The organism is Pseudomonas oplopanacis (assembly GCF_057128725.1).
Genome location: NZ_JBSKHV010000015.1, coordinates 64,120 through 87,442, shown reverse-complemented (window position 1 = coordinate 87,442; position 23,323 = coordinate 64,120). Strand labels below are relative to the sequence as shown.

The window sequence follows — 23,323 nt, the reverse complement described above, 5'->3', positions numbered from 1 at the left end:
TTTATTGCGATAAGGCTTAGGACTGCTTTTCGAACTTCAGGTCCCACACGCCGTGCCCAAGACGTTCGCCGCGGCGTTCGAACTTGGTGATCGGGCGTTCGGTCGGGCGCGGTACGCACTTGCCGTCTTCGGCGAGGTTGCGATAACCCGGCGCGACGTTCATCACTTCCAGCATGTACTCGGCGTACGGCTCCCAGTCGGTGGCCATGTGCAGCACACCGCCGACCTTCAACTTGCTGCGCACCAGTTCAGCGAACGATGCCTGAACGATACGGCGCTTGTGGTGACGGCTCTTGTGCCAAGGGTCCGGGAAAAACAGCATCAGGCGATCGAGGCTGTTATCGGCGATGCAGCGGTTGAGCACTTCGATCGCGTCGCAATCGTAGACCCGCAGGTTAGTCAGGCCCTGCGTCAGCACGCCATTGAGCAGCGCGCCGACACCCGGACGGTGAACTTCCACGCCAATGAAATCCTGTTCCGGCGAGGCTGCCGCCATTTCCAGCAGCGAATGGCCCATGCCGAAACCGATTTCCAGCGAGCGCGGTGCCGAACGACCGAACACCTGATCGAAGTCCACCGGCGCATCGGCCAGAGGCAACACGAACAGCGGCGTGCCCTGCTCCAGACCTTTTTGCTGGCCTTCGGTCATGCGCCCGGCGCGCATCACAAAGCTCTTGATGCGGCGGTGTTGGCGCTCTTCGCCTTCTTCCGGCTGGATAGGCGTTTTGTTTGATTCAGTCATCAATGGCTCTTACTTGATCAGACCATCCAGCGGCGAGGAGGCGCTGGCATAGAGTTTTTTCGGCATGCGGCCGGCGAGGTAGGCCAAACGACCTGCAACGATGGCGTGTTTCATGGCTTCAGCCATCATGATCGGCTGCTGGGCGTGGGCGATGGCCGAGTTCATCAGCACCGCTTCGCAACCCAGTTCCATGGCGATGGTGGCGTCGGAGGCGGTGCCGACACCGGCATCCACCAGCACAGGGATCTTGGCTTCTTCGAGGATGATCTGCAGGTTGTACGGGTTGCAGATCCCCAGGCCCGTGCCGATCAGACCGGCCAGCGGCATCACCGCGATAACGCCGATTTCCGCCAGTTGACGAGCGATGATCGGGTCATCGCTGGTGTAGACCATCACGTCGAAGCCTTCCTTGACCAGCACTTCGGCGGCCTTGAGGGTTTCGATCACGTTGGGGAACAGGGTTTTCTGGTCGGCCAGCACTTCCAGCTTCACCAGGTTGTGGCCGCCGAGCAGCTCACGGGCCAAGCGACAAGTGCGCACGGCCTCGGTAGCGTCGAAGCAACCGGCGGTGTTCGGCAGGAAGGTGTAGCGATCCGGCGACAGGACTTCGAGCAGGTTCGGTTCGCCCGGGGTCTGGCCGAGGTTGGTGCGGCGCACGGCGAAGGTGACGATCTCGGCGCCCGAGGCTTCGATGGCCAGGCGGGTTTCTTCCATGTCGCGGTACTTGCCGGTGCCTACCAGCAAACGCGACTGGTAAGTACGACCGGCCAGGACGAAGGGCTTGTCGCTACGAACGATGCTCATGGGAAATCCTCTGTAGGGGTGAGGTTCTTGCAGAATTCTGGGCCCTTGCGGGCCGGGAGGCTAGCCGCCGCCGATGGCGTGAACGACTTCGACACTGTCGCCGTCGTTCAGCGTGGTGTCGGCATGCTGACTGCGCGGGACGATATCCAGATTGAGCTCGACCGCCACCCGGCGTCCGGTCAGTTCCAGACGGGTCAGCAGGGCCGCAACGGTTTCACCGTCGGGCAGTTCAAGGGATTCGCCGTTCAACTGAATGCGCATGCCGAATGCCGCCATCATTTTTAGGGGCTGGCATTCTAGCCCGATCAGTCTTGGCGACCCAAGCCATTCGTCATGAAATGGACCACCCGGTCAGCTCAACCGCCAGGCGGCAAGCCCCAGGCACGCCCAGCCCACCAGGAATGCGAGCCCGCCGAAGGGCGTAATGATTCCGAGCTTGCTGATGCCGGTCAGGGTCAGCAGGTACAGACTGCCGGAAAACAGCAGGATGCCGATGGCAAACGAGGCTCCGGCCCAGGTGATCAAACGCCCGGATATCTGCGTGGCCAGCAGCGCTACGCCCAGCAACGCCAGGGTGTGCACCAGTTGGTAAGTGACGCTGGTGTGGAAAATGGCCAGATATTCGGGGGTCAGACGGTTTTTCAGGCCATGCGCGGCGAACGCGCCGAGGGCAACGCCCGTGAAGCCGAAGAAAGCGGCCAGCATCAAAAAGCCACGCAGCATGAAGAACTCCAGTCAGACTCGATCAACAGGGTCTGTATAATGGCCCGCTCAACGGGTTCGGCCAAGCCATCTCTATGCTGCGTATATTTTTACGACGATTCACCAAGGCCGTGCTCTGGTTCGCGGGCGGCAGCGTCTTGCTGGTGCTGATCTTTCGCGTGGTGCCGCCGCCGGGAACGGCGTTGATGGTCGAACGCAAGATCGAATCCTGGTTCGACGGCGAGCCGATCGACCTGCAACGGACCTGGAAGCCGTGGGATGAAATCTCCGACGACCTGAAAGTCGCGGTGATTGCCGGTGAGGATCAGAAATTCCCGGAGCACTGGGGTTTTGACTTCGGGGCGATTCAGGCGGCACTGGCTCATAACGAGCTGGGCGGCTCGATTCGTGGCGCCAGCACGCTGAGCCAACAGGTGTCGAAGAACCTGTTTTTATGGTCGGGACGCAGTTGGCTGCGCAAGGGCCTGGAAGCCTGGTTCACTGGATTGATCGAAGTGTTCTGGCCCAAGCAGCGGATTCTTGAGGTGTACCTCAACAGTGTTGAGTGGGATGACGGGGTTTTTGGGGCGGAAGCTGCGGCGCGGCATCACTTTGGCGTGAGCGCTAAAAGCCTGAGCCGTCAGCAATCGAGCTTGCTGGCTGCCGTGTTGCCCAACCCAAGAGTGTGGAGCGCGAGCCATCCGACCAACTACGTCGCTCGACGGGCCGGGTGGATTCGGCAGCAGATGAGTCAGTTGGGGGGTGACAGTTATCTGCTGGGCCTCAATGATTCGCGGCGGGCGCCTTGGGCCCAGTAGCCGAACACAATTCCCGAACACTGAAAATCCTCTGTGGTGTTGCAGAAAACCGGGCACAAACAAAAACGCCCCGATCAATGATCGGGGCGTTTTTTATTGCCGGTTCGCAGGTTATGCCGCGATCGACAGCTTGAGCTTGTTCATCGCGCTCTTCTCAAGCTGACGGATACGCTCGGCCGACACGTTGTACTTCTGCGCCAGGTCGTGCAGCGTGGCTTTCTCTTCAGCCAACCAGCGCTGATAAAGGATGTCACGGCTGCGGTCGTCCAGCACTTCCAGCGCTTCGTGCAGGTTGTGGTTGGAGTTGTCGCTCCAGTCTGCGTCTTCCAGCTGACGCGCCGGGTCGTACCGGTGGTCTTCCAGATAATTGGCTGGCGACTGGAAAGCACTGTCGTCGTCCGCTTCTGCGGCCGGGTCGAAAGCCATGTCATGGCCGGTCAGGCGACTTTCCATCTCGCGCACTTCCCGAGGCTCTACACCGAGGCTTTCCGCCACACGGTGGACTTCCTCGTTGTTCAGCCACGCCAGGCGTTTCTTCTGGCTGCGCAGGTTGAAGAACAGCTTGCGCTGGGCCTTGGTGGTCGCGACTTTCACAATGCGCCAGTTGCGCAGGATGAACTCGTGAATTTCCGCCTTGATCCAGTGCACAGCAAACGACACCAGACGCACACCCATTTCCGGGTTGAAGCGCTTCACGGCCTTCATCAGGCCGACGTTACCTTCCTGGATCAGGTCAGCCTGAGCCAGACCGTAGCCGGAATAGCTACGGGCGATATGTACAACAAAACGCAGGTGGGCGAGCACCATCTGCCGAGCCGCCCCCAAATCCTGCTCATAATAGAGACTCTCGGCCAGTTCACGCTCCTGCTCCGGCGTCAGCAATGGAATGCTGTTCACGGTGTGCACATAGGCCTCCAGGTTCGCACCCGGGACCAGAGCATATGCAGGTTGCAAAGAATTGGTCATACGACAAAACCTCCGACTTACAAACTCGTGCAGTTCAGCACTGCGAAAATTGACCGGAAACCGAAAGACAAGTTCCCATAAACGCTGAAAGGTCAATACGAGCAAAATGATACTACTTAGGCGCAAGCTCCCTCAGGTGGCGTGCGACTGCAATCCATGCACCGATATACCCCAACAGCACCGCGCCAAGCAAGAGAGACAGACCGTCGGCAACTGGCACTCCGGCCAGCGCGAAATCACTGCCGTACAAACCGGCCAGCCCAACCACCGCGTCGTTCAGCCAGTTCAGGCCGAACGCCAGTACGCCCCAAGACAGCATCCCCGCACCGAAGCCATACAGCGCGCCCATATATAGAAAGGGCCTGCGCACATAGCTGTCCGTGCCGCCGACGAGTTTAATCACTTCTATCTCTGTGCGGCGGTTTTCAATATGAAGACGAATGGTATTGCCTATCACCAAAAGTAATGCAGAAACCAGAAGCACGGTCAGACCGAAGACAAAACGGTCACCCAGCTTGAGGATGGCTGCCAGACGCTCGACCCAGACTAGATCAAGTTGCGCCTGTTGTACCTTCGGCAGCTCGGATAGTTTTTGTCTTAATGCTTCAAGCGCGGGCTTGTCGACTTCGTTCGGCGTCACCAGGACCACGCCAGGCAGCGGGTTTTCCGGCAACTCCTTCAGTGCCTCGCCCAGGCCGGACTGCTGCTGAAACTCTTCCAGCGCCTGGTCGCGTCCGACATATTCCGCATCAGCTACGCCTGGCATGCCTTTGATCTGCTCGCGCAGCGCCTCACCCTGTTCAGGACTGGCTTCCAGTTGCAGGTACAGGGAAATCTGCGCTGCACGCTGCCAAGACCCGCCCAGACGCTCGACGTTACTTAGCAAAAGTGACAGGCCCATCGGCAAACTCAGCGCAACGGCCATCACCATGCAGGTGAAAAAGCTGCCAATCGGCTGCTTGCCCAAGCGACGCAAGCTGTCCAGCAGACTGGCGCGGTGGCTTTCAACCCAGGCGCGAAACAACGTCGCGAAGTCCGGGCCGTCGTCATCGTCACGTTTTTTCTTCTGCGGTTGCGGATCGGCGGCCTTCGGGGCTACACGCTCGGCAACTTTGGGGCTGCGGGTCGCGCTCATTCGGCAGCCTCCCCGTCGCCGATCAATCGGCCACGTTGCAGGGTCAGCATGCGGTGACGCATACGGGCGATCAGCGCCAAATCGTGACTGGCGATCAGCACACTCGTGCCCAGGCGGTTGATGTCTTCGAACACACCCATGATTTCGGCGGCCAGGCGCGGGTCGAGGTTACCGGTCGGTTCGTCCGCCAGCAGCAAGGCCGGGCGGTGAACGATGGCGCGGGCGATGCCGACGCGCTGTTGTTGACCGGTGGACAGGTCGCCCGGGTACAAATCGGTTTTGTCCGAGAGCGCCACGCGTTCCAGGGCCGAATCCACGCGCTTGACGATCTCGGCCTTCGACAGACCCAGGATCTGCAAGGGCAGCGCGACGTTGTTGAACACCGTGCGATCGAACAGCAACTGGTGATTCTGGAACACCACGCCGATCTGCCGGCGCAGGTAAGGAATCTGCGCATTGCTGATGGTGGCGAGGTCCTGGCCGGCCAGCAGCAATTTGCCGGTGGTCGGACGCTCCATCGCCAGCAACAGGCGCAACAAGGTGCTTTTACCGGCGCCGGAGTGGCCGGTCACAAACAAGAATTCGCCCCGACGGACTCGAAAGCTCAGCTCATGCAAGCCGACGTGACCGTTCGGGTAGCGTTTACCGACCTGTTCGAAACGAATCATGAACGCTCCCGCTCGGCAAACAGTGCCTGGACAAAGGGTTCTGCTTCAAAAGTACGCAAATCGTCGATGCCTTCCCCGACGCCGATGTAGCGAATCGGCAGGCCAAACTGCTTGGCCAGGGCAAAAATCACCCCACCCTTGGCGGTGCCGTCGAGCTTGGTCAGCGCCAGGCCAGTCAGTTCGACGGTCTGGTTGAATTGTTTAGCCTGGCTGATAGCGTTCTGGCCGGTGCCGGCATCGAGCACCAACAGCACTTCGTGCGGCGCATCGGCGTCGAGCTTGCTGATTACCCGGCGAACTTTCTTCAGCTCTTCCATCAAGTTGTCTTTGGTGTGCAGACGACCGGCGGTGTCCGCGATCAGCACATCAATGCCACGGGCCTTGGCGGCCTGCACGGCATCGAAGATAACCGAAGCCGAGTCGGCGCCGGTGTGCTGGGCGATGACCGGGATCTTGTTGCGTTCGCCCCAGACCTGCAATTGCTCGACCGCTGCAGCACGGAAGGTGTCACCGGCCGCGAGCATGACTTTCTTGCCTTCAAGTTGCAGCTTCTTCGCCAGCTTGCCGATGGTGGTGGTCTTGCCGGCGCCATTGACGCCCACCACCAGAATCACGAACGGCTTGTTCTGCGAGGTGATTTTCAACGGCTGCTCGACCGGCTTGAGCATGGCAGCCAGCTCGGCTTGCAGGGATTTGTACAGGGCATCGGAATCGGCCAGTTCCTTGCGCGCGACCTTTTGGGTCAGGCGCTGGATGATCACCGACGTGGCTTCGACGCCAACGTCGGCGGTCAGCAGGCGGGTTTCGAGGTCTTCGAGCAGTTCGTCATCGATGGCCTTTCTGCCCAGGAACAAACTGGCCATGCCTTCGCCAATGCTGGCGCTGGTCTTGGACAGGCCTTGCTTGAGACGGGCGAAGAAGCCGGCTTTGGATTCTTCAGTACGCGGCGGCTCTACGGGCGTTTCTAAGGGCGCGACGACTGGTGCTGGTGCCTGGACAACCGGAGCAACCGGAGCAACGAAAGCAGGAACCAACGGTTCTGCAACAACCGGTTCAGGTTCGGTCACAACTACTGGCGCTATAACCGGTTCAACCACCGGAACCTGAACAGGCTCCGGCACAAACGCAATCGGAGCTGGAATCGGCGGCGTAATGTGCGGTGCCAACTCGTCTTCAACGAGGGCAACCGGCTCTTCGGCCACTGGCAGCGTCAGCCAGGGCTCGGCAATCGGGGTCAGGGTGGGTTGTGCAACGGCTTCGGCAACATGATCAGGCTCGACCACCGGTTGCAGCACCGGCTCGGCGATCGGCAAGACAATCGGCGCGAGCTCTTCTTCTATTACCGGCGCCGGCGCGGGCTCGGAAAGTGGCTGTGGCTGTTCGACGACGGTTTCCTGCGGCTTTTTGCGCAGCCATCCGAACAGGCTTTTCTTCTCGCCAGCCGCAGCTGGGGCTTTCTTGTCGTCGTTGGAACCAAACATGGAGGACGGCTATCTCACGGTAGCGACGCGCCAAAGAGCGCCTCGGCAAATAAATATTCGATGCAGAACAGACTGCGATTGATCCAGCTTGTTCACGCGCAACATTTTGTCGAGGTGCAACTCGCACCCCAAAGGTCGACTAATACGAAGGACTGGAACGGCATCGTCGGCGAAAACGCAGAGTTTAGCTGTCAAACTCATAGCTTGCGCCGCAAACCCAAACAACCTGCAGACCGATCAAAGGCCTGATAGGCGTGGCCGCCAGTAAAACGGACCGTTATCCTAGCACCCTCTCGCCCGCTGACGCTAAGACCAAGCGGGCAGCCCAACAGGTTTAAAAAACGAATGAATGCTCTAGCCCGCCGCGCTGCAGGCCTGCTGCTCAGCACAGTTTGTCTGCCACTGTCAGCCTTGGCTGCCGATCCACAACCCACCCACGAATTCACCCTCGATAACGGCTTGAAAGTTATCGTGCGCGAAGACCATCGTGCGCCGGTGGTGGTGTCCCAGGTCTGGTACAAGGTCGGCTCCAGCTATGAAACACCGGGTCAGACCGGTCTTTCCCACGCACTGGAACACATGATGTTCAAGGGCAGCGAGAAAGTCGGCCCCGGCGAAGCCTCGCTGATCCTGCGTGATCTCGGCGCCGAAGAGAACGCGTTCACCAGCGACGATTTCACCGCCTACTACCAGGTACTGGCCCGCGACCGTCTGGGCGTGGCCTTCGAACTGGAAGCCGACCGCATGGCCAGCCTGCGCCTGCCGGCTGACGAGTTCACCCGCGAGATCGAAGTCATTAAAGAAGAACGTCGCCTGCGCACCGACGACAAACCGATGTCCAAGGCCTACGAGCGCTTCAAGGCGATGGCTTACCCGGCCAGCGGCTACCACACGCCGACCATCGGCTGGATGGCGGACCTGGACCGCATGAAAGTCGAAGAACTGCGTCACTGGTACCAATCCTGGTACGTGCCGAATAACGCCACGCTGGTGGTGGTCGGTGACGTGACCCCGGACGAGGTCAAGGCCTTGGCCCAGCGTTATTTCGGCCCGATCGCCAAGCGCGACGTGCCCCCGGCGAAAATCCCGCTGGAACTGGCCGAGCCTGGCGAGCGCCTGATCACCCTGCACGTGCAAACCCAATTGCCGAGCCTGATGCTGGGCTTCAACGTGCCAAGCATTGCCACCGCCGAAGACAAACGCTCGGTGAATGCCTTGCGCCTGATCTCGGCCCTGCTCGACGGCGGCTACAGCGGTCGCATCCCGGCGCAACTGGAGCGCGGCGAAGAGCTGGTGTCTGGCGGTTCGTCGAGCTACGACGCCTACACCCGTGGCGACAGCCTGTTCACCTTGTCGGCCACGCCGAACACGCAGAAAAAGAAAACCATGGCCCAGGCCGAAGCCGGTCTGTGGAAGCTGCTTGAACAGCTGAAAACCACTGCGCCGTCCGCCGAAGAACTGGAGCGCGTTCGAGCTCAAGTGATTGCCGGTCTGGTCTATGAGCGTGATTCGATCACCAGCCAGGCCACGTCCATCGGCCAACTGGAAACCGTCGGCCTGTCGTGGAAACTGATGGACACCGAACTCAGCGATCTGGAAAGCGTGACCCCGCAAGACATCCAGAACGCCGCCAAGCTGTATTTCACCCGCGAACGTCTCAGCGTCGCCCATGTCCTGCCACTGGAGACGACTCATGAGTGAGCGCAAAAAACCACGCCTGGCCCTTATCGGCCTGATCGCTGTCGCCCTGATCGGCTCCGCCGTTTTCTACTTGTCCAGAACCGATGAGTCCAAGGCCAGCGAGGCCCTGGACAAAGCCAGGTCCAGCCAGAAGTTGCAATCGCTGACCGAACTCGACGGCAAGGCACCGAGCCACCGCACACTCGACGTGCAGACCTGGAACACCGCCGAAGGCGCCAAGGTGATGTTCGTCGAAGCTCGCGAGCTGCCGATGTTCGACATGCGCCTGATCTTCGCCGCCGGCAGCAGCCAGGACGGCACTGCGCCAGGCCTGGCGGTGCTGACCAACGCGATGCTCAACGAAGGTGTGGCCGGCAAAGATGTCGGCGCCATCGCTGAGGGTTTCGAAGGCCTGGGCGCTGACTTCGGCAACGGCGCATTCAAGGACATGGCGCTGGCTTCCTTGCGCAGCCTCAGCGCCAAGGACAAACGTGAACCGGCCCTGAAGCTGTTCTCCGAAGTGATCGGCAAACCGACCTTCCCCGCCGACTCTTTCGCGCGCATCAAGAACCAGATGCTCGCCGGATTCGAATACCAGAAACAGAACCCCGGCAAATTGGCGAGCCTGGAGCTGATGAACCGTTTGTACGGCGATCACCCTTACGCGCACTCCAGCGATGGCACGGCGAAAACCGTTCCTGCGATCACGCTAGCTCAGCTCAAAGCCTTCCACGAGAAAGCCTACGCCGCCGGCAACGTGGTGATTGCGCTGGTCGGCGACTTGTCCCGCGCCGAGGCCGAGGCGATTGCCGCGCAAGTCTCCAGCGCACTGCCGAAAGGCCCGGCACTGGCGAAAATCGCGCAGCCGCAAGAACCGAAAGCCAGCGTCGGCCACATCGAGTTTCCGTCCAAGCAAACCAACCTGATGCTCGCGCAACTGGGCATCGACCGTGACGATCCGGACTACGCCGCCCTGTCCATGGGCAACCAGATCCTCGGCGGCGGTGGTTTCGGCACCCGTCTGATGAGCGAAGTGCGTGAAAAACGCGGGCTGGCGTATGGCGTGTACTCGGGCTTCACCCCGATGCAGGCGCGCGGCCCGTTCATGATCAACCTGCAGACCCGCGCCGAGATGAGCGAAGGCACGCTGAAGCTGGTGCAGGACGTGCTGGCCGACTACCTTAAAACCGGCCCGACGCAAAAAGAACTCGATGACGCCAAGCGTGAACTGGCCGGCAGCTTCCCGCTGTCCACCGCCAGTAACGCCGATATCGTCGGCCAGTTGGGTGCCATGGGTTTCTACAACCTGCCGCTCAATTATCTGGATGACTTCATGCGTGAGTCCCAGAGCCTGACCGTCGACCAGGTCAAGACCGCACTGAACAAACACTTGAGCACGGACAAAATGGTCATCGTCAGCGCTGGCCCGACCGTGCCACAAAAGCCGTTACCGGCCCCATCTGATAAACCTGCCGAGCAGCCGCTCGGGGTTCCGGAGCATTAATGGCCACGCGCCCTAAAAAACCTGTTCACAACGTCCATAACGGCGTGAATCAACTGCGCATCATCGGCGGCGAATGGGGCAGCCGAAAGCTGAGCTTCCCCGATGCCCCGGGCCTGCGCCCGACGCCGGACCGGGTGCGTGAAACCCTGTTCAACTGGCTCGCGCCGTATGTCGCGGGCGCCAAGGTGCTGGACCCGTTCGCCGGCAGCGGTGCACTGTTCCTCGAAGCCCTGTCCCGTGGCGCGGCCATGGGCCAGGCGCTGGACGCCAGCAACATCGCGGTCGCCAGCATCAAGGAACACCTGGGTACACTGCGTTGCACCACTGGCCAGATTCAGACTGCCGACGCCCTGCGCTATCTGGAAACCCAGACCGCCACGGCGTACGACCTGGTGTTCCTCGACCCGCCGTTCAACCAGAACCTGCTGCCGGGCGTTTGCGCTCTGCTGGAAGAGCGTCAGTGGCTGGCCGACGAGGCCTGGATCTACACTGAAAGCGAAAACGCGCCGTCGTCCCTCGGCTTGCCAGGCAACTGGCGTCTGCACCGTGAGCAGAAATCCGGGCGGGTTTACTACGCGTTGTGGCAACGTATGGCAGAGATTGCCGGTTAATCGACCGGCCTGAAAAGGTGCGCACCCGTTGCGCACCGCTGCATCGAGAGCAATCGTGTCCCATCCGCCAGACCGCTTCACCCCCGCCTTGGGCCTTGGCAATCCGCACTTGCAAACCTTGTGGGGACCGCTTTGGCGCAAAACCACGCACATCGAACGCGAGCGCGAACGCTTGTGGCTCGAAGATGGCGACTTTCTCGACCTCGACTGGCACGGCCCACACAGCGCGACGGCACCGTTGGTGCTGGTGTTGCACGGGCTGACCGGCTCGTCGAATTCACCCTATGTGGCCGGCGTGCAAAAGTCCCTCGCCACCGAAGGCTGGGCCAGTGTCGCGTTGAACTGGCGTGGCTGTTCGGGCGAACCGAATCTGTTGGCGCGCAGCTACCATTCCGGCGCCAGTGAAGACCTCGCCGAAACCATCCGGCACCTGCGAGCCAAACGTCCGTTGGCGCCGCTGTACGTGGTGGGTTACTCGCTGGGCGGCAATGTCCTGCTCAAGCACCTGGGTGAGTCCGGCAGTGACAGCGGCGTGGCCGGTGCAGTCGCGGTGTCGGTGCCGTTTCGCCTCGACCAATGCGCGGATCGTATCGGCCAGGGATTTTCCAAGGTCTATCAGGCGCACTTCATGCGCGAGATGCTCGCGTACATCAAGAACAAACAGCGCCAGTTCCAGCATGACGGACGCGAAGAGGGACTCGCTGCGTTGGCGGCGCTGGGCTCGCTGGAGAACATGCGCACCTTCTGGGATTTCGATGGCCGGGTCACGGCGCCGTTGAATGGTTTTATCGATGCCGACGATTACTACCGTCGCGCGTCGAGCCGCTATTTTCTTGGGGAGATTCGCACACCGACCCTGATCATTCAGGCGGCCGACGACCCCTTCGTCTTCCCCCACAGCCTGCCGCACGCCGATGAATTGTCGCCCTGCACGCAACTGGAATTACAGGCCAAGGGCGGGCATGTCGGCTTCGTCGATGGCTCGTTCCGGCAACCGGGTTATTACCTGGAACGGCGCATCCCGCAGTGGCTGGCCGCCGTGGGTCGCGAGTAGCCGATGGACGTCGATCAGGGCGAGTCGATCCGCTTCTGGCAAACGGCGCCGCTGGCCGGGGTCGAGTTGCTGTCCGCGCGTTACATCGACCACCGCTTCGCGCCCCATGTGCACGATGGTTATGTGATCGGCATGATCATGGCCGGCGCCCAGCGCTATCGCTATCGCGGCGCCGAACACCTGGCCGGCAGCGGCACCTTGGTGTTGATCAATCCGGATGAACTGCACACCGGCCACAAAGGCACCGAGGATGGCTGGCTGTACCGGGCGTTTTATCCGGACAGCGGCCAGTTACTGTCGCTGTTGGCCGAACTGGAATTGCCGACCCGTCACTTGCCCATGTTTGGCGCCACGCTGTACCACGACCCCGACCTCGTGAAGGGTTTTTGCCAACTGCAACGCTTGCTGGAAAGCCCGACCACGGCGCTGCAACAGCAAACGGTGTGGCGGGAAATGATGTTGTCGTTGCTGCAACGACACGCGGCCGTGCCAATTGCCGGCCAGCCCGGCAAGGAGCACCGCGCGGTGACACGGGCCAAGGAATTGCTGCATGCACGATTGGCGGCGCCACCATCCCTGGAAGAACTGGCGGCGGCGGTGAATCTTTCGCCCTTTCACTTCGCCAGGGTGTTTCGCCGAGCGACCGGCATGCCACCGCACACCTGGCTGATGCAACAACGCATCGCCCAGGCTCGGGCGCTGTTGCAGAACGGGTGTTTGCCGCTGGAAGTGGCCACGCAATTGGGGTTTGCCGATCAGAGTCATCTGAGTCGGCAGTTCAAGCAGGTTTACGGGGTGGGGCCGGGCGCGTATCGAAGTGCCCGGCAATCGCTCAGGGATTGAGCGTGGCTCGCTCCCACATTTGGATCTGTGTTTATTCGCCGATGGCGATACCGTGTGCGGGATCGTTGATCCACTCGCTCCACGACCCGGCATACAACGCCCCCAACGGATAACCCGCCAGGCACAGCGCAAACAGGTTATGGCACGCCGTTACGCCAGACCCGCAGTACGCCACCAGATCGGCCGGCGAACGATCACCGAGTTTCGCGGCAAATCGCTGCTTGAGTTGATCGGCCGGCAAAAACCGCCCGTCACCGCCGAGGTTGTCGGTAAATGCCGCACATTGTGCCCCCGGAATGTGTCCGGCAATTGGATCAATCGGCTCCACTTCACCCTTGAAACGCGGCAAGGCACGGGCATCGAGCAAGGTCAACTCAGGTTGGCCAAGACGCTGCTCAAGCTGTTGCGCACTCAAGATCAGCGCGTTATCCGGTTTGCCGCTGAAGGTGCCACGCTTGGTGTCGCACGCATCCAGACTCAGCGGCAAACCCGCCGCATGCCAGGCCTTGAGCCCGCCATCCAGAATAAACACGCCGTCACGCTTGCCCAACCACGCCAGCAACCACCAGGCCCTCGCCGCAAAGGCACCGGGGCCGTCATCGTACAAAACCACTTCGCTGTCAGCGTTGATGCCCCACGCTTGCAGGCGCTCAATCAAGTCATCCGCTTCAGGCAGCGGATGACGCCCGGTCACGCCCTTGACCACAGTCCCGCTCAAATCACGCTCGAGATCGGCAAACTTCGAACCGGCGATGTGCCCTTCGGCATAGCTGCGCTGGCCGTAATCCGGGTCTTCGAGGGCAAAACGACAATCGAGAATCACCAACCCCGGCTGGTCCTTCTTCAGGTCCAGTGCTTGCGGGCTGATCAGTTGCGCAATGGGCATAGCGGGCTCCTGTGACTAAGTCGTTGTTCGATCCTACTGCACTTCTTCGAGGGCTTGGGCCAATGGCACGTAAAACTCTTCGTACAGCGCATCCACCGCATCGCGCGCCTGATCGGTGACGAAACCGGCCTCAAGCACCAGCACCTGATACACGCCCCGTTTAATGGCTTGCTCGCTCAGGTGATTGGAGTTTTCCCGCGTGGTGCAGAGGAATCGCACCCAAGACGTCAGGATGATCCACGCATTCAGCGTCAGGGATTCGATCTGGACCTTGTCCATCTGCAGGATGCCGGCTTCGACGAAGCCCGCGTAGATGTGCGTGCCATGGATCAGGCAGCGCTGGGAAAACCGTCGGTAACGGGCGGCGAGTTCCGCATCGCTGTCGAGCAAGTGCTCGAGATCGCGATGCAAAAACCGGTAGCGCCACATGGCCGCCAGCAGTTCCTGAAGGTAGAAGCGCTTGTCGTCCACCGTCGAGGCACGCCCCTGAGGCGGGCGCAGGAAGCTGTCCACCAGGCTTTCGTACTCACTGAACAACACGGCGATGATCGCCTGCTTGTTGGGGAAGTGGTAGTACAGGTTGCCCGGTGAAATTTCCATGTGGGCAGCAATGTGGTTGGTGCTGATGCTGCGCTCACCCTGCTGATTGAACAGCTCCAGGCTGTTCTGCACGATGCGCTCGCTGGTTTTGATCCGAGGGGCCATGGCTTGAGCTTTAATTCAGAGTGCGATGACAGGCATCTTACGACCTATCCGCGAGTGGATAAAACAATGCTGTTCCAGGATGTCATTTGACTTTCTAGAGCATAGACTCTAAAAAGTCACTCATTACAATAAATCCGGAGCCGACCATGACTGCCGACATCGCCTACCTTCAGAACCTGAATCAGCCTCTGGAAGAACTGCAAACCCTGTTCGACGCCCAACGCGCCGCCTACGCCGCCAACCCGATGCCGCCGGCCGCCCAGCGCCAGCAATGGCTCAAAGCCCTGCGCGACCTGTTGAGCAGCGAGCGCCAGGCACTGATCGAGGCGATCAGTCAGGATTTCAGTCACCGCAGCGCCGATGAAACCCTGCTCGCCGAACTGATGCCCAGCCTGCACGGCATTCATTACGCCAGCCAGCACCTCAAAGGCTGGATGAAAGCCTCGCGGCGCAAGGTCGGCATCGCATTTCAACCGGCGGCGGCCAAAGTCGTTTACCAACCGCTGGGCGTGGTCGGCGTGATCGTGCCGTGGAACTACCCGCTGTACCTGGCCATCGGCCCATTGGTGGGCGCGCTGTCGGCCGGTAATCGGGTGATGCTCAAATTCAGCGAATCAACCCCCGTCACCGGTTTGCTGCTCAAGGAATTGCTCGCCCGGGTCTTCCCTGAAGACCTGGTCTGCGTGGTGTTGGGCGAAGCCGATGTCGGTGTCGCGTTCTCCCGCCTGCGTTTCGATCACCTGCTGTTCACCGGCGCCACCAGCATCGGCAAACACGTGATGCGTGCGGCGGCCGAGAACCTCACCCCGGTGACCCTCGAACTCGGCGGCAAGTCCCCGGCCATTGTGTCGCATGACGTGCCATTGAAAGACGCCGCCGAACGCATCGCCTTCGGCAAAACCCTGAACGCCGGGCAAACCTGCGTGGCCCCGGACTACGTATTAGTGCCGGAAGACCGCGTCGAGGGTTTCGTCGAGGCTTATCGTCAGGTGGTTCGGGGGTTTTATCCGACACTGGCTGACAACCCGGACTACACCGCCATCATCAACGAGCGGCAATTGGCGCGTCTCAACGGCTACATCAGCGATGCCACCGGCAAAGGGGCACAGCTGATTCCGCTGTTCGACCAGGGTCAGGGCCGGCGCATGAGTCACAGCCTGCTGCTCAATGTCACCGACGACATGACCGTGATGCAGGACGAAATCTTCGGCCCGCTGCTGCCGATCGTGCCGTACAAGCATTTGGATGAGGCGTTTGCCTACATCAACCAACGCCCTCGCCCACTGGCGTTGTACTACTTCGGCTACGACAAGCGCGAACAGAACCGTGTGCTCCACGAAACCCACTCCGGTGGCGTCTGCCTCAACGACACGCTGCTGCACGTCGCTCAGGACGACATGCCGTTCGGTGGCATCGGTGCGTCGGGCATGGGCCATTACCACGGCCACGAAGGGTTCCTGACCTTCAGCAAGGCCAAAGGGGTGTTGATCAAGCAGCGCTTCAACGCCTCGAAGCTGATCTACCCACCGTACGGAAAATCCATCCAGAAACTGATCCAGAAGCTGTTCATCCGCTAACGATCACCACCACCGGGTAACAACAATAATGAGCCCAAGCCTGACCGATACACCCGCGCTGTCACGCCGCGGCCTGCTGAAATTCAGCCTCGGCGCCAGCGCCTTCCTGGCCACGGCCGGGTTGGGCGCAAGCCTCAGCGGCTGCTCGTCGAGCACTGCGGCGAACGGTTTCGTGATCCTGCGCAGCGGCGACCTGCTGTTTTTGCGCGCACTGATCCCGGTGATGCTCGAGGGCGCTATCGCTGCCGAGAAAATGCCGGCGTCGGTCGACCAGACCTTGCACTGCCTGGATAACAGCCTGAATCACCTGTCGCCGGAAATGCTCAAGCTGACTCAGCAACTGTTCGATGTGCTGGGGATGGCCGTAACGCGCGGACCGCTGACCGGGATCTGGGGCAGTTGGGAAAATGCCAGTGGTGATGAGATCCGGCGTTTTCTTGATCGCTGGGAAAACAGTTCGTTGAGCTTGTTGCGCATGGGGCATAGCTCGCTGCAGCAACTGGTGATGATGGCGTGGTACACCCGGGCGGAATCATGGGTGCATTGCGGGTATCCCGGTCCACCTGCGGTTTGAGACCGGGTCGATGCCATCGCCTCACCACCCAAAACAAAATAAAAAAGAGAACCTGAGAATGCCTGTACCCGACCCGTTCCGAGAAGGCCTGTCCCGTGGCTGGAAAACCTACAACGGCGCGCAACTGACCCAAGACCTGACCCTCGAAGCGGACGTCGCGATCATCGGCAGCGGTGCCGGCGGTGGCACCACGGCGGAAATCCTCAGCGCGGCCGGCTACAAAGTGCTGCTGATCGAAGAAGGCCCGCTCAAGACCAGCAGCGACTTCAAGATGCTCGAAGACCAGGCCTACACCAGCCTCTATCAGGAAGGCATCGGGCGCATGAGCAAGGATGGCGCGATCACCATCCTCCAGGGCCGCGCGGTGGGCGGTACCACGCTGATCAACTGGACATCGAGCTTTCGTACGCCCACGCCGACGCTTGAACACTGGGCCAGCGAGCACGACGTCAAAGGCCACTCTCCCGCCGAAATGGCGCCGTGGTTCGAGAAAATGGAACAACGCCTCGGCGTCGCGCCGTGGATGGTGCCGCCCAACGCCAACAACGACGTGATCCGCAAAGGCTGTGAAAAACTCGGCTACAGCTGGCACGTCATCCCGCGCAACGTGCGCGGCTGCTGGAACCTCGGCTATTGCGGCATGGGCTGCCCGACCAACGCCAAGCAGTCGATGCTGGTCACGACCATTCCGGCGACGCTGGAAAAAGGTGGCGAGCTGTTGTACCTGGCCCGCGCCGAAAAGCTGTCGATCAAGGATGGCAAGGTCACCGGCCTGCAATGCGTGGCGATGGACGACCGTTGCGTCGCGCCGACCGGGCGCACGATCACGGTCAAGGCGCGCCATTACGTCCTGGCCGGCGGCGGGATCAACAGCCCGGCGCTGCTCTTGCGCTCCGACGCGCCGGACCCGCACAAACGTCTGGGCAAACGCACATTCCTGCATTTGGTGAACATGTCCGCCGGGCTGTTCGACGAAGTGATCAACCCGTTCTACGGCGCACCGCAGTCGATCTATTCCGACCATTTCCAATGGCAGGACGGCACCACCGGGAAAATGGGCTACAAACTCGAAGTCCCGCCGCTGCACCCGGCGCTGGCGACCACCCTGCTCGGCGGTTTCGGCAAGGAAAACGCCCAGCACATGGAGCACCTGCCCCATACCCACGCGATGCTCGCGTTGTTGCGCGACGGTTTCCACCCGGACAGCCCCGGCGGCAGCGTCGAATTGCGCGGCGACAATACGCCGGTGCTCGACTATCAGGTCTCGCCCTATGCCTGGGACGGATTGCGCCGAGCCTTCCACACCATGGCCGAAATCCAGTTCGCCGGGGGCGCCAACGCGGTAATGCCGATGCACGCCGATGCACGCTACGTGAAAACCCTGGCGGAAGCGCGCACGCTGATCGATGGCTTGAGCCTTGAGTTGTACCGCACACGCCTGGGCAGCGCCCACGTAATGGGCGGTTGTGCGATGGGCGAAGACCCGAAAAACGCCGTGACCGACAGCCTCGGCCGTCATCACCAGCTGAGCAATTTGTCGATCCATGACGGCTCGCTGTTCCCCACCAGCATTGGCGCCAACCCGCAGTTGTCGGTGTACGGGCTGACGGCGCAACTGGCCACTTCGCTGGCCGAACGTTTGAAAAACCCATGAAAAGGGAGAATATTCGTATCGTCTATAGTGCTTTCTTACCCAACAGGCGACTTGGCCGACCGGGAAGGCTGCGATACCATCCGACTCCCCAACGGACTCCCGCCAGGACGACGCGATGAACCGAGTGTTGTACCCAGGTACCTTCGACCCGATTACCAAGGGCCATGGCGACTTGGTCGAACGCGCCGCGCGCCTGTTCGATCATGTGATCATTGCCGTCGCCGCCAGCCCCAAGAAAAACCCGTTGTTTCCTCTGGAACAGCGTGTGGAGCTGGCCCGCGAGGTCACTAAACATCTGCCGAACGTTGAAGTCGTCGGTTTCTCGACGCTGCTCGCGCACTTTGCCAAAGAGAAGAACGCCAACGTGTTCCTGCGTGGCTTGCGTGCGGTGTCGGACTTCGAATACGAATTCCAGCTGGCCAACATGAACCGTCAGCTGGCGCCGGATGTGGAGAGCCTGTTTCTTACGCCTTCCGAGCGTTATTCGTTCATTTCCTCGACGCTGGTCCGTGAAATCGCGGCGCTGGGCGGTGATATCACCAAGTTTGTCCACCCTGCGGTGGCGGATGCCCTCACGGAACGCTTCAAGAAATAAAGCCGGACGCCGACTGTAGGAGCTGGCGAAGCCTGCGATCCGCAAAACGTCGCGCCCGCGTGCACTGCGGGCGCCAATGCGGCACAATTGCGCGCATTGGTTTATTGCGCCCGGGCCTGCCGCCCTGGCTGGAGTTAGCATGTCCCTGATCATCACCGACGATTGCATCAACTGCGACGTCTGCGAACCCGAGTGCCCAAACGCCGCCATTTCCCAAGGCGAAGAGATCTATGTGATCGACCCGAACCTGTGCACACAGTGTGTCGGCCACTACGACGAACCTCAGTGCCAGCAAGTGTGCCCGGTGGATTGCATTCCGCTGGACGAAGCGCATCCGGAGACTGAAGACGAGTTGATGGAGAAGTACCGGAAGATTACCGGTAAGGCTTGAGATTTTTGCAGCCTGCCCTCTCGCTTTCGCGAGCAGGCTCGCTCCCACAGTTGATCGCGGTCTAATGTGGGAGCGAGCCTTCTCGCGAAGGCGTCATCAGCCACACCAAGATATACCTGCCTTCACTCCCGCTGCTCAAACCCCTCCCCGATACACCCCAGACACCGCACAAACGCCGCTTTCGCCGGGTCAACCACCAACGCCTGCCCCGCATCGCCAACGCCGCCACCGAGCGCGGTAAACGGCAACGACACCACAAACACCCCAGCACCAATCACCGTCGCCACGACCAGCAACGGTCGGGCAATCAGCAAATCACCGATCATGGCGTACGCCGGGGGATTCTGGATGGTGTAGAGCGGGTCGCCGCTGCCGTTGTTTGCCGCCAGCGCGCAGGCATTGGCGCCCAGCAGCCAGACAACGACAAGGGTTCGGAACAGGTTCATGGCACGGTCCTTATGCGAGGCAGTGAGAACACTGACTATAGACCGTGGGAGTTCTCAGCTCTGACAGCGCGGGCAAAAGACGCTGGCGCGCTGCCCGAGTTTCACATCCCGCAGCTCCGTGCCGCAGACCTTGCAGGGCTCATGGCCCCGGCCGTACACGAACAGTTCCTGCTGGAAGTAACCCGGTTGGCCGTCACCGCCGATAAAGTCGCGCAACGTGGTGCCGCCGCGCTCGATGGCGGCGGCGAGGATGCGTTTGATCTCGATCGCCAGTTTCAAATAACGCGCCCGGGAAATGCTCTTGGCTTCGCGGCGCGGATCAATGCCAGCGGCGAACAGCGCTTCGGTCGCGTAAATATTGCCGACACCGACCACCACGGCGTTATCCATGATGAACGGCTTGACCGCCATGGAACGCCCGCGAGATTGCTGGAACAGGCGCTCGCCATCGAACAGGTCGGTCAACGGCTCCGGCCCCAGGCGAATCAGCAATTCGTGGTTGAGCGGGTCAAGGCTCCAGAGCATCGCACCAAACCGTCGCGGGTCGGTATAACGCAGCGCCAGGCCGGATTCCAGCTCGATGTCCACGTGCTCATGCTTGGCCGCCGGCAGGCCAACTTCCACCAGGCGCAAATTCCCCGACATACCCAAATGGCTGATCAACGTGCCGACTTCGGCATTGATCAGCAGGTATTTGGCGCGCCGCTCCACTAGCACGATGCGCTGCCCGGATAACCGCACATCGAGGTCTTCGGGAATCGGCCAGCGCAGGCGCCGGTCACGCACGATCACCCGACTGACCCGCTGGCCTTCCAGGTGCGGCGCAATTCCGCGGCGGGTGGTTTCGACTTCCGGCAGTTCAGGCATGGTGCACTCGAATCAGGCTATCCGGGACTCAGTGGTGAGCGCCAAGGTCGCGAATGGATTGCTTGAGCGTCTCGAAGTCGTAATCCGAGAGGCCGACATAGTCGAGCACCAGATGCCCGATGCTGTTCCATTCGTGGTCTTCGTTCTGGTTGCCCAGCACTCGATAGGATGCACAAATGTGTTCGGCCATCTTGAGGATCGCCAGCAGGTTCTTGAGCTGGGCATTGCGCGACGACTCATCGCTGAAAATCGCCAACGCGTTGTGGTGATTGGCGATCGCGGCGGTCACATGGTCCGGCAGGCGCCAGGATTTGGCGGTGTAGTAACCGACCACGGCATGGTTGGTGTTGAACTCGCGGTTCTCGGTGTCCACCACTCGGCATTCGGCGCTGGCGTTGGCATAGGCCTCTTCCAGAACCGTCATGTAGTTGGGGAAACGCTGCAACATCAGCGGCACGCCGCAGTCGTGGAACAGGCCCAACGCGTACGCTTCGTCGCCGGCCTGGGCACCAATGCGCTTGGCCAGCGTCAGGCAGGTCATCGCCACATCCTGAGCCGTGTCCCAGAAGCGGTTCAACGTGACGATGGTGTCGTCATTCATCTCGCCCTTGATCGACTGGGCGTTGATCAGGTTGATGATTGAACGGCTACCCAACAGGTTCACCGCTCGCTGGATCGAGGCGATCTTGTTGCTCAAGCCGTAATACGGCGAGTTGACGATCTTCAGCAAGGCGCCAGAGAGGCCCGGGTCTTGGGAGATCAGTTTCGCGATCACTTCCAGGTCCGGGTCGGGCATGTACTGCTCCATCTGCAAATCCACCATGATTTGCGGCTGGGCGGGCACGCTGATGCCTTGCAGGGACTGTTGAATCTGTTCGGTAGTCAGCTCTTGGGACATAAGTACACACTCTGGGCCAGGCGCAGATTCTAGCTTCTAAAAGTTGGATCCGACACCTTGGAGGGTGCATCTGCTGAAGTTTCATCTTTGGCGCGCCCTTCACCGCATGTCCATCCGCCAAACCGTGGCCTTGCGCAACACGCTATACTCCCGCTCTTTTTTCCGGAGCGACGTCATGTCCCTGCCTAGCCTGCGCCTCAAAGCCAACGCCGACCGTCGCCTGCGAAACGGCCACTTGTGGGTCTACAGCAACGAAATCGATGTCGCCGCCACCCCATTGCACGGCTTCAAGGCCGGTGATCAGGCGATCCTCGAAGCCGCCGGCGGCAAGCCGCTGGGCATTGTTGCCATGAGCCCGAACAACCTGATCTGCGCCCGCCTGCTGTCGCGCGACATCAAGTTGCCGCTGGACAAGTCGTTGCTCGTTCACCGCATCAACGTCGCCCTGTCGCTGCGCGATCGCCTGTTCGACAAGCCGTTCTATCGCCTCGTCTACGGTGACTCCGACCTGCTGCCAGGCCTGGTGGTCGACCGTTTCGGCGACATCCTCGTGGTACAGATCGCCTCGGCGACCATGGAAGCTCATAAAGAAGACGTGATCGCCGCGTTGACCCAAGTGCTCAAGCCAAGCGGCATTCTGTTCAAGAATGACTCCGCCGCCCGTGATGCCGAAGGCCTCAACCGCTACGTCGAAACCGTGTTCGGCCTGGTGCCGGAGTGGGTCGCGCTGGAAGAAAACGGCGTGAAATTCGAAGCCCCGGTCATGCAAGGCCAGAAAACCGGCTGGTTCTACGACCACCGCATGAACCGCGCACGCCTGGCCCCGTATGCCAAAGGCAAACGCGTGCTCGACCTGTACAGCTACATCGGTGGTTGGGGCGTACAAGCAGCCGCCTTCGGCGCCAGTGAAGTGTTCTGCGTCGACGCGTCGGCCTTCGCCCTCGACGGCGTCGAGCGTAACGCCGCCCTGAATGGTTTCGCCGACAAAATGACCTGCATTGAAGGCGATGTGTTCGAAGCCCTCAAAGAGCTGAAAGCCAGCGAAGAACGCTTCGACGTGATCGTGGCCGACCCGCCGGCGTTCATCAAACGCAAGAAAGACATGAAGAACGGCGAAGGCGCCTACCGTCGCCTGAACGAGCAAGCCATGCGCCTGCTCAGCAAGGACGGCATCCTGGTGAGCGCTTCGTGCTCGATGCACCTGCCAGAAGACGACCTGCAAAACATCCTGCTGACCAGCGCCCGTCACCTGGACCGCAACATCCAGTTGCTGGAGCGTGGCGCTCAGGGCCCGGATCACCCGGTTCACCCGGCCATCGCTGAAACCCGCTACATCAAGAGCATCACTTGCCGCCTGCTGCCAAACAGCTGATTACGCCGGTTTGACGGGGAGCCCATCGGCTCCCCGTTCTATTATTCGAAATACATTCCTACAACTTCCTACACTTGCAATCCGGACGATATGCAGGACATTTCTCTGTATCTTTTATTTAAGAGAATACGCCTTACAAAATTGGCTCGTGCCCGCGACTGATCCGACAAAACTACTAGAATATTCCTACTCAATTTCTCCTTGATAAGGATTCATTACCAACTATGATTGAGTTGTCACATTGAAGTGACGCTCATTATCAATGACAAGGAGTTACAAACATGAAAGCAATTACTCTGGAAGCAAACGCCATCGCCAACCTGTCTTTCCTGGTTGCCCCGAAAGCCCGC

The 23,323-nt window shown here is 60.6% G+C and carries 25 protein-coding genes; 12 read left to right on the top strand and 13 right to left on the bottom strand.

Annotated features, from left to right (window positions below):
- Window positions 1–16 precede the first annotated feature (16 nt).
- The 4 genes from trmB to ACWKV5_RS24650 all read right to left on the bottom strand — a co-directional run bounded on the left by trmB (window position 17) and on the right by ACWKV5_RS24650 (window position 2,269).
- Window positions 17–742, bottom strand: a complete 726-nt coding sequence (gene trmB, locus ACWKV5_RS24665; RefSeq protein ID WP_483843379.1) for a tRNA (guanosine(46)-N7)-methyltransferase TrmB — start codon at window positions 740–742, stop codon at window positions 17–19.
- Window positions 743–751: 9 nt separating this feature from the next.
- A complete protein-coding gene (locus ACWKV5_RS24660; protein ID WP_483843378.1) occupies window positions 752–1,546 on the bottom strand; it encodes a thiazole synthase in 795 nt (264 codons plus the stop codon).
- A 60-nt stretch (window positions 1,547–1,606) separates the two neighbouring features.
- Complete coding sequence (thiS, locus tag ACWKV5_RS24655; protein ID WP_008026157.1) at window positions 1,607–1,807, bottom strand: sulfur carrier protein ThiS; 201 nt, start codon at window positions 1,805–1,807, stop codon at window positions 1,607–1,609.
- Between the two features lie 90 nt (window positions 1,808–1,897).
- On the bottom strand, window positions 1,898–2,269 hold the full coding sequence (locus ACWKV5_RS24650) for a DUF423 domain-containing protein (RefSeq protein ID WP_483843377.1): 372 nt from the start codon (window positions 2,267–2,269) through the stop codon (window positions 1,898–1,900).
- Window positions 2,270–2,343: 74 nt separating this feature from the next.
- Between ACWKV5_RS24650 and mtgA the strand changes: the two genes are divergently transcribed.
- Complete coding sequence (mtgA, locus tag ACWKV5_RS24645) at window positions 2,344–3,066, top strand: monofunctional biosynthetic peptidoglycan transglycosylase (RefSeq protein ID WP_027926549.1); 723 nt, start codon at window positions 2,344–2,346, stop codon at window positions 3,064–3,066.
- A 111-nt stretch (window positions 3,067–3,177) separates the two neighbouring features.
- On the opposite strand, the gene rpoH is transcribed toward mtgA, so the two are convergent.
- The 4 genes from rpoH to ftsY form a co-directional block, all read right to left on the bottom strand.
- Window positions 3,178–4,032, bottom strand: coding sequence for an RNA polymerase sigma factor RpoH (gene rpoH / locus ACWKV5_RS24640; RefSeq protein ID WP_007897890.1), 855 nt, complete (start codon window positions 4,030–4,032; stop codon window positions 3,178–3,180).
- 112 nt (window positions 4,033–4,144) lie between these two features.
- Window positions 4,145–5,167, bottom strand: coding sequence for a permease-like cell division protein FtsX (gene ftsX, locus ACWKV5_RS24635; RefSeq protein ID WP_483843376.1), 1,023 nt, complete (start codon window positions 5,165–5,167; stop codon window positions 4,145–4,147).
- Complete coding sequence (gene ftsE / locus ACWKV5_RS24630) at window positions 5,164–5,835, bottom strand: cell division ATP-binding protein FtsE (RefSeq protein ID WP_123434743.1); 672 nt, start codon at window positions 5,833–5,835, stop codon at window positions 5,164–5,166. The genes ftsX and ftsE overlap by 4 nt, the downstream gene beginning before the upstream one ends.
- Complete coding sequence (ftsY, locus tag ACWKV5_RS24625; protein WP_483843375.1) at window positions 5,832–7,316, bottom strand: signal recognition particle-docking protein FtsY; 1,485 nt, start codon at window positions 7,314–7,316, stop codon at window positions 5,832–5,834. The genes ftsE and ftsY overlap by 4 nt, the downstream gene beginning before the upstream one ends.
- Before the next feature lie 345 nt (window positions 7,317–7,661).
- On the opposite strand from ftsY, the gene ACWKV5_RS24620 reads away from it, so the two are divergent.
- Genes ACWKV5_RS24620 through ACWKV5_RS24600 form a run of 5 tightly spaced genes read left to right on the top strand, consistent with a single transcriptional unit; the run spans window position 7,662 to window position 13,008 of the window.
- The gene (locus ACWKV5_RS24620; protein WP_123434745.1) at window positions 7,662–9,017 is read left to right on the top strand and encodes a M16 family metallopeptidase; all 1,356 of its coding nucleotides are present in this window, start codon (window positions 7,662–7,664) and stop codon (window positions 9,015–9,017) included.
- The gene (locus ACWKV5_RS24615) at window positions 9,010–10,500 is read left to right on the top strand and encodes a M16 family metallopeptidase (protein WP_483843374.1); all 1,491 of its coding nucleotides are present in this window, start codon (window positions 9,010–9,012) and stop codon (window positions 10,498–10,500) included. The genes ACWKV5_RS24620 and ACWKV5_RS24615 overlap by 8 nt, the downstream gene beginning before the upstream one ends.
- Window positions 10,500–11,111 (top strand): 16S rRNA (guanine(966)-N(2))-methyltransferase RsmD, encoded by a 612-nt coding sequence (gene rsmD, locus ACWKV5_RS24610; RefSeq protein WP_033060498.1) that lies wholly within the window; start codon window positions 10,500–10,502, stop codon window positions 11,109–11,111. The genes ACWKV5_RS24615 and rsmD overlap by 1 nt, the downstream gene beginning before the upstream one ends.
- 55 nt (window positions 11,112–11,166) lie before the next feature.
- Window positions 11,167–12,165, top strand: coding sequence for a hydrolase (locus ACWKV5_RS24605; RefSeq protein ID WP_483843373.1), 999 nt, complete (start codon window positions 11,167–11,169; stop codon window positions 12,163–12,165).
- A 3-nt stretch (window positions 12,166–12,168) separates the two neighbouring features.
- Window positions 12,169–13,008 carry an AraC family transcriptional regulator gene (locus tag ACWKV5_RS24600; protein ID WP_483843372.1) on the top strand — a complete coding sequence of 280 codons (840 nt, stop codon included), beginning with the start codon at window positions 12,169–12,171 and terminating at the stop codon, window positions 13,006–13,008.
- Window positions 13,009–13,039: 31 nt separating this feature from the next.
- On the opposite strand, the gene ACWKV5_RS24595 is transcribed toward ACWKV5_RS24600, so the two are convergent.
- Both ACWKV5_RS24595 and ACWKV5_RS24590 read right to left on the bottom strand, forming a co-directional pair.
- Window positions 13,040–13,894, bottom strand: a complete 855-nt coding sequence (locus ACWKV5_RS24595) for a sulfurtransferase (RefSeq protein ID WP_483843371.1) — start codon at window positions 13,892–13,894, stop codon at window positions 13,040–13,042.
- A 33-nt stretch (window positions 13,895–13,927) separates the two neighbouring features.
- The gene (locus ACWKV5_RS24590) at window positions 13,928–14,599 is read right to left on the bottom strand and encodes a TetR/AcrR family transcriptional regulator (protein ID WP_483843370.1); all 672 of its coding nucleotides are present in this window, start codon (window positions 14,597–14,599) and stop codon (window positions 13,928–13,930) included.
- Window positions 14,600–14,745: 146 nt separating this feature from the next.
- Between ACWKV5_RS24590 and ACWKV5_RS24585 the strand changes: the two genes are divergently transcribed.
- The 5 genes from ACWKV5_RS24585 to ACWKV5_RS24565 all read left to right on the top strand — a co-directional run bounded on the left by ACWKV5_RS24585 (window position 14,746) and on the right by ACWKV5_RS24565 (window position 19,390).
- Window positions 14,746–16,176: a coniferyl aldehyde dehydrogenase gene (locus tag ACWKV5_RS24585; RefSeq protein ID WP_483843369.1), complete on the top strand. Its 1,431-nt coding sequence runs from the start codon at window positions 14,746–14,748 to the stop codon at window positions 16,174–16,176.
- Window positions 16,177–16,204: 28 nt separating this feature from the next.
- The gene (locus ACWKV5_RS24580) at window positions 16,205–16,750 is read left to right on the top strand and encodes a twin-arginine translocation pathway signal protein (RefSeq protein WP_483843368.1); all 546 of its coding nucleotides are present in this window, start codon (window positions 16,205–16,207) and stop codon (window positions 16,748–16,750) included.
- A gap of 58 nt (window positions 16,751–16,808) precedes the next feature.
- Window positions 16,809–18,404, top strand: a complete 1,596-nt coding sequence (locus ACWKV5_RS24575; RefSeq protein ID WP_483843367.1) for a GMC family oxidoreductase — start codon at window positions 16,809–16,811, stop codon at window positions 18,402–18,404.
- Between the two features lie 115 nt (window positions 18,405–18,519).
- Window positions 18,520–18,999, top strand: a complete 480-nt coding sequence (gene coaD / locus ACWKV5_RS24570; protein WP_007945531.1) for a pantetheine-phosphate adenylyltransferase — start codon at window positions 18,520–18,522, stop codon at window positions 18,997–18,999.
- Window positions 19,000–19,138: 139 nt separating this feature from the next.
- On the top strand, window positions 19,139–19,390 hold the full coding sequence (locus ACWKV5_RS24565) for a YfhL family 4Fe-4S dicluster ferredoxin (protein ID WP_007945532.1): 252 nt from the start codon (window positions 19,139–19,141) through the stop codon (window positions 19,388–19,390).
- A gap of 122 nt (window positions 19,391–19,512) precedes the next feature.
- Here the strand turns inward: ACWKV5_RS24565 and ACWKV5_RS24560 are convergent, their stop codons facing one another.
- The 3 genes from ACWKV5_RS24560 to ACWKV5_RS24550 are packed head-to-tail and all read right to left on the bottom strand — an operon-like array spanning window position 19,513 to window position 21,547.
- Complete coding sequence (locus tag ACWKV5_RS24560; protein WP_483843366.1) at window positions 19,513–19,836, bottom strand: multidrug transporter; 324 nt, start codon at window positions 19,834–19,836, stop codon at window positions 19,513–19,515.
- Window positions 19,837–19,890: 54 nt separating this feature from the next.
- Entirely contained in the window at window positions 19,891–20,703 is an 813-nt protein-coding gene (gene mutM, locus ACWKV5_RS24555; protein ID WP_483843365.1) for a bifunctional DNA-formamidopyrimidine glycosylase/DNA-(apurinic or apyrimidinic site) lyase, read from the bottom strand.
- Between the two features lie 28 nt (window positions 20,704–20,731).
- The gene (locus tag ACWKV5_RS24550; RefSeq protein WP_483843427.1) at window positions 20,732–21,547 is read right to left on the bottom strand and encodes an HDOD domain-containing protein; all 816 of its coding nucleotides are present in this window, start codon (window positions 21,545–21,547) and stop codon (window positions 20,732–20,734) included.
- 229 nt (window positions 21,548–21,776) lie between these two features.
- On the opposite strand from ACWKV5_RS24550, the gene ACWKV5_RS24545 reads away from it, so the two are divergent.
- Complete coding sequence (locus tag ACWKV5_RS24545) at window positions 21,777–22,973, top strand: class I SAM-dependent rRNA methyltransferase (protein WP_007945535.1); 1,197 nt, start codon at window positions 21,777–21,779, stop codon at window positions 22,971–22,973.
- The last annotated feature ends 350 nt before the right edge of the window (window positions 22,974–23,323 follow it).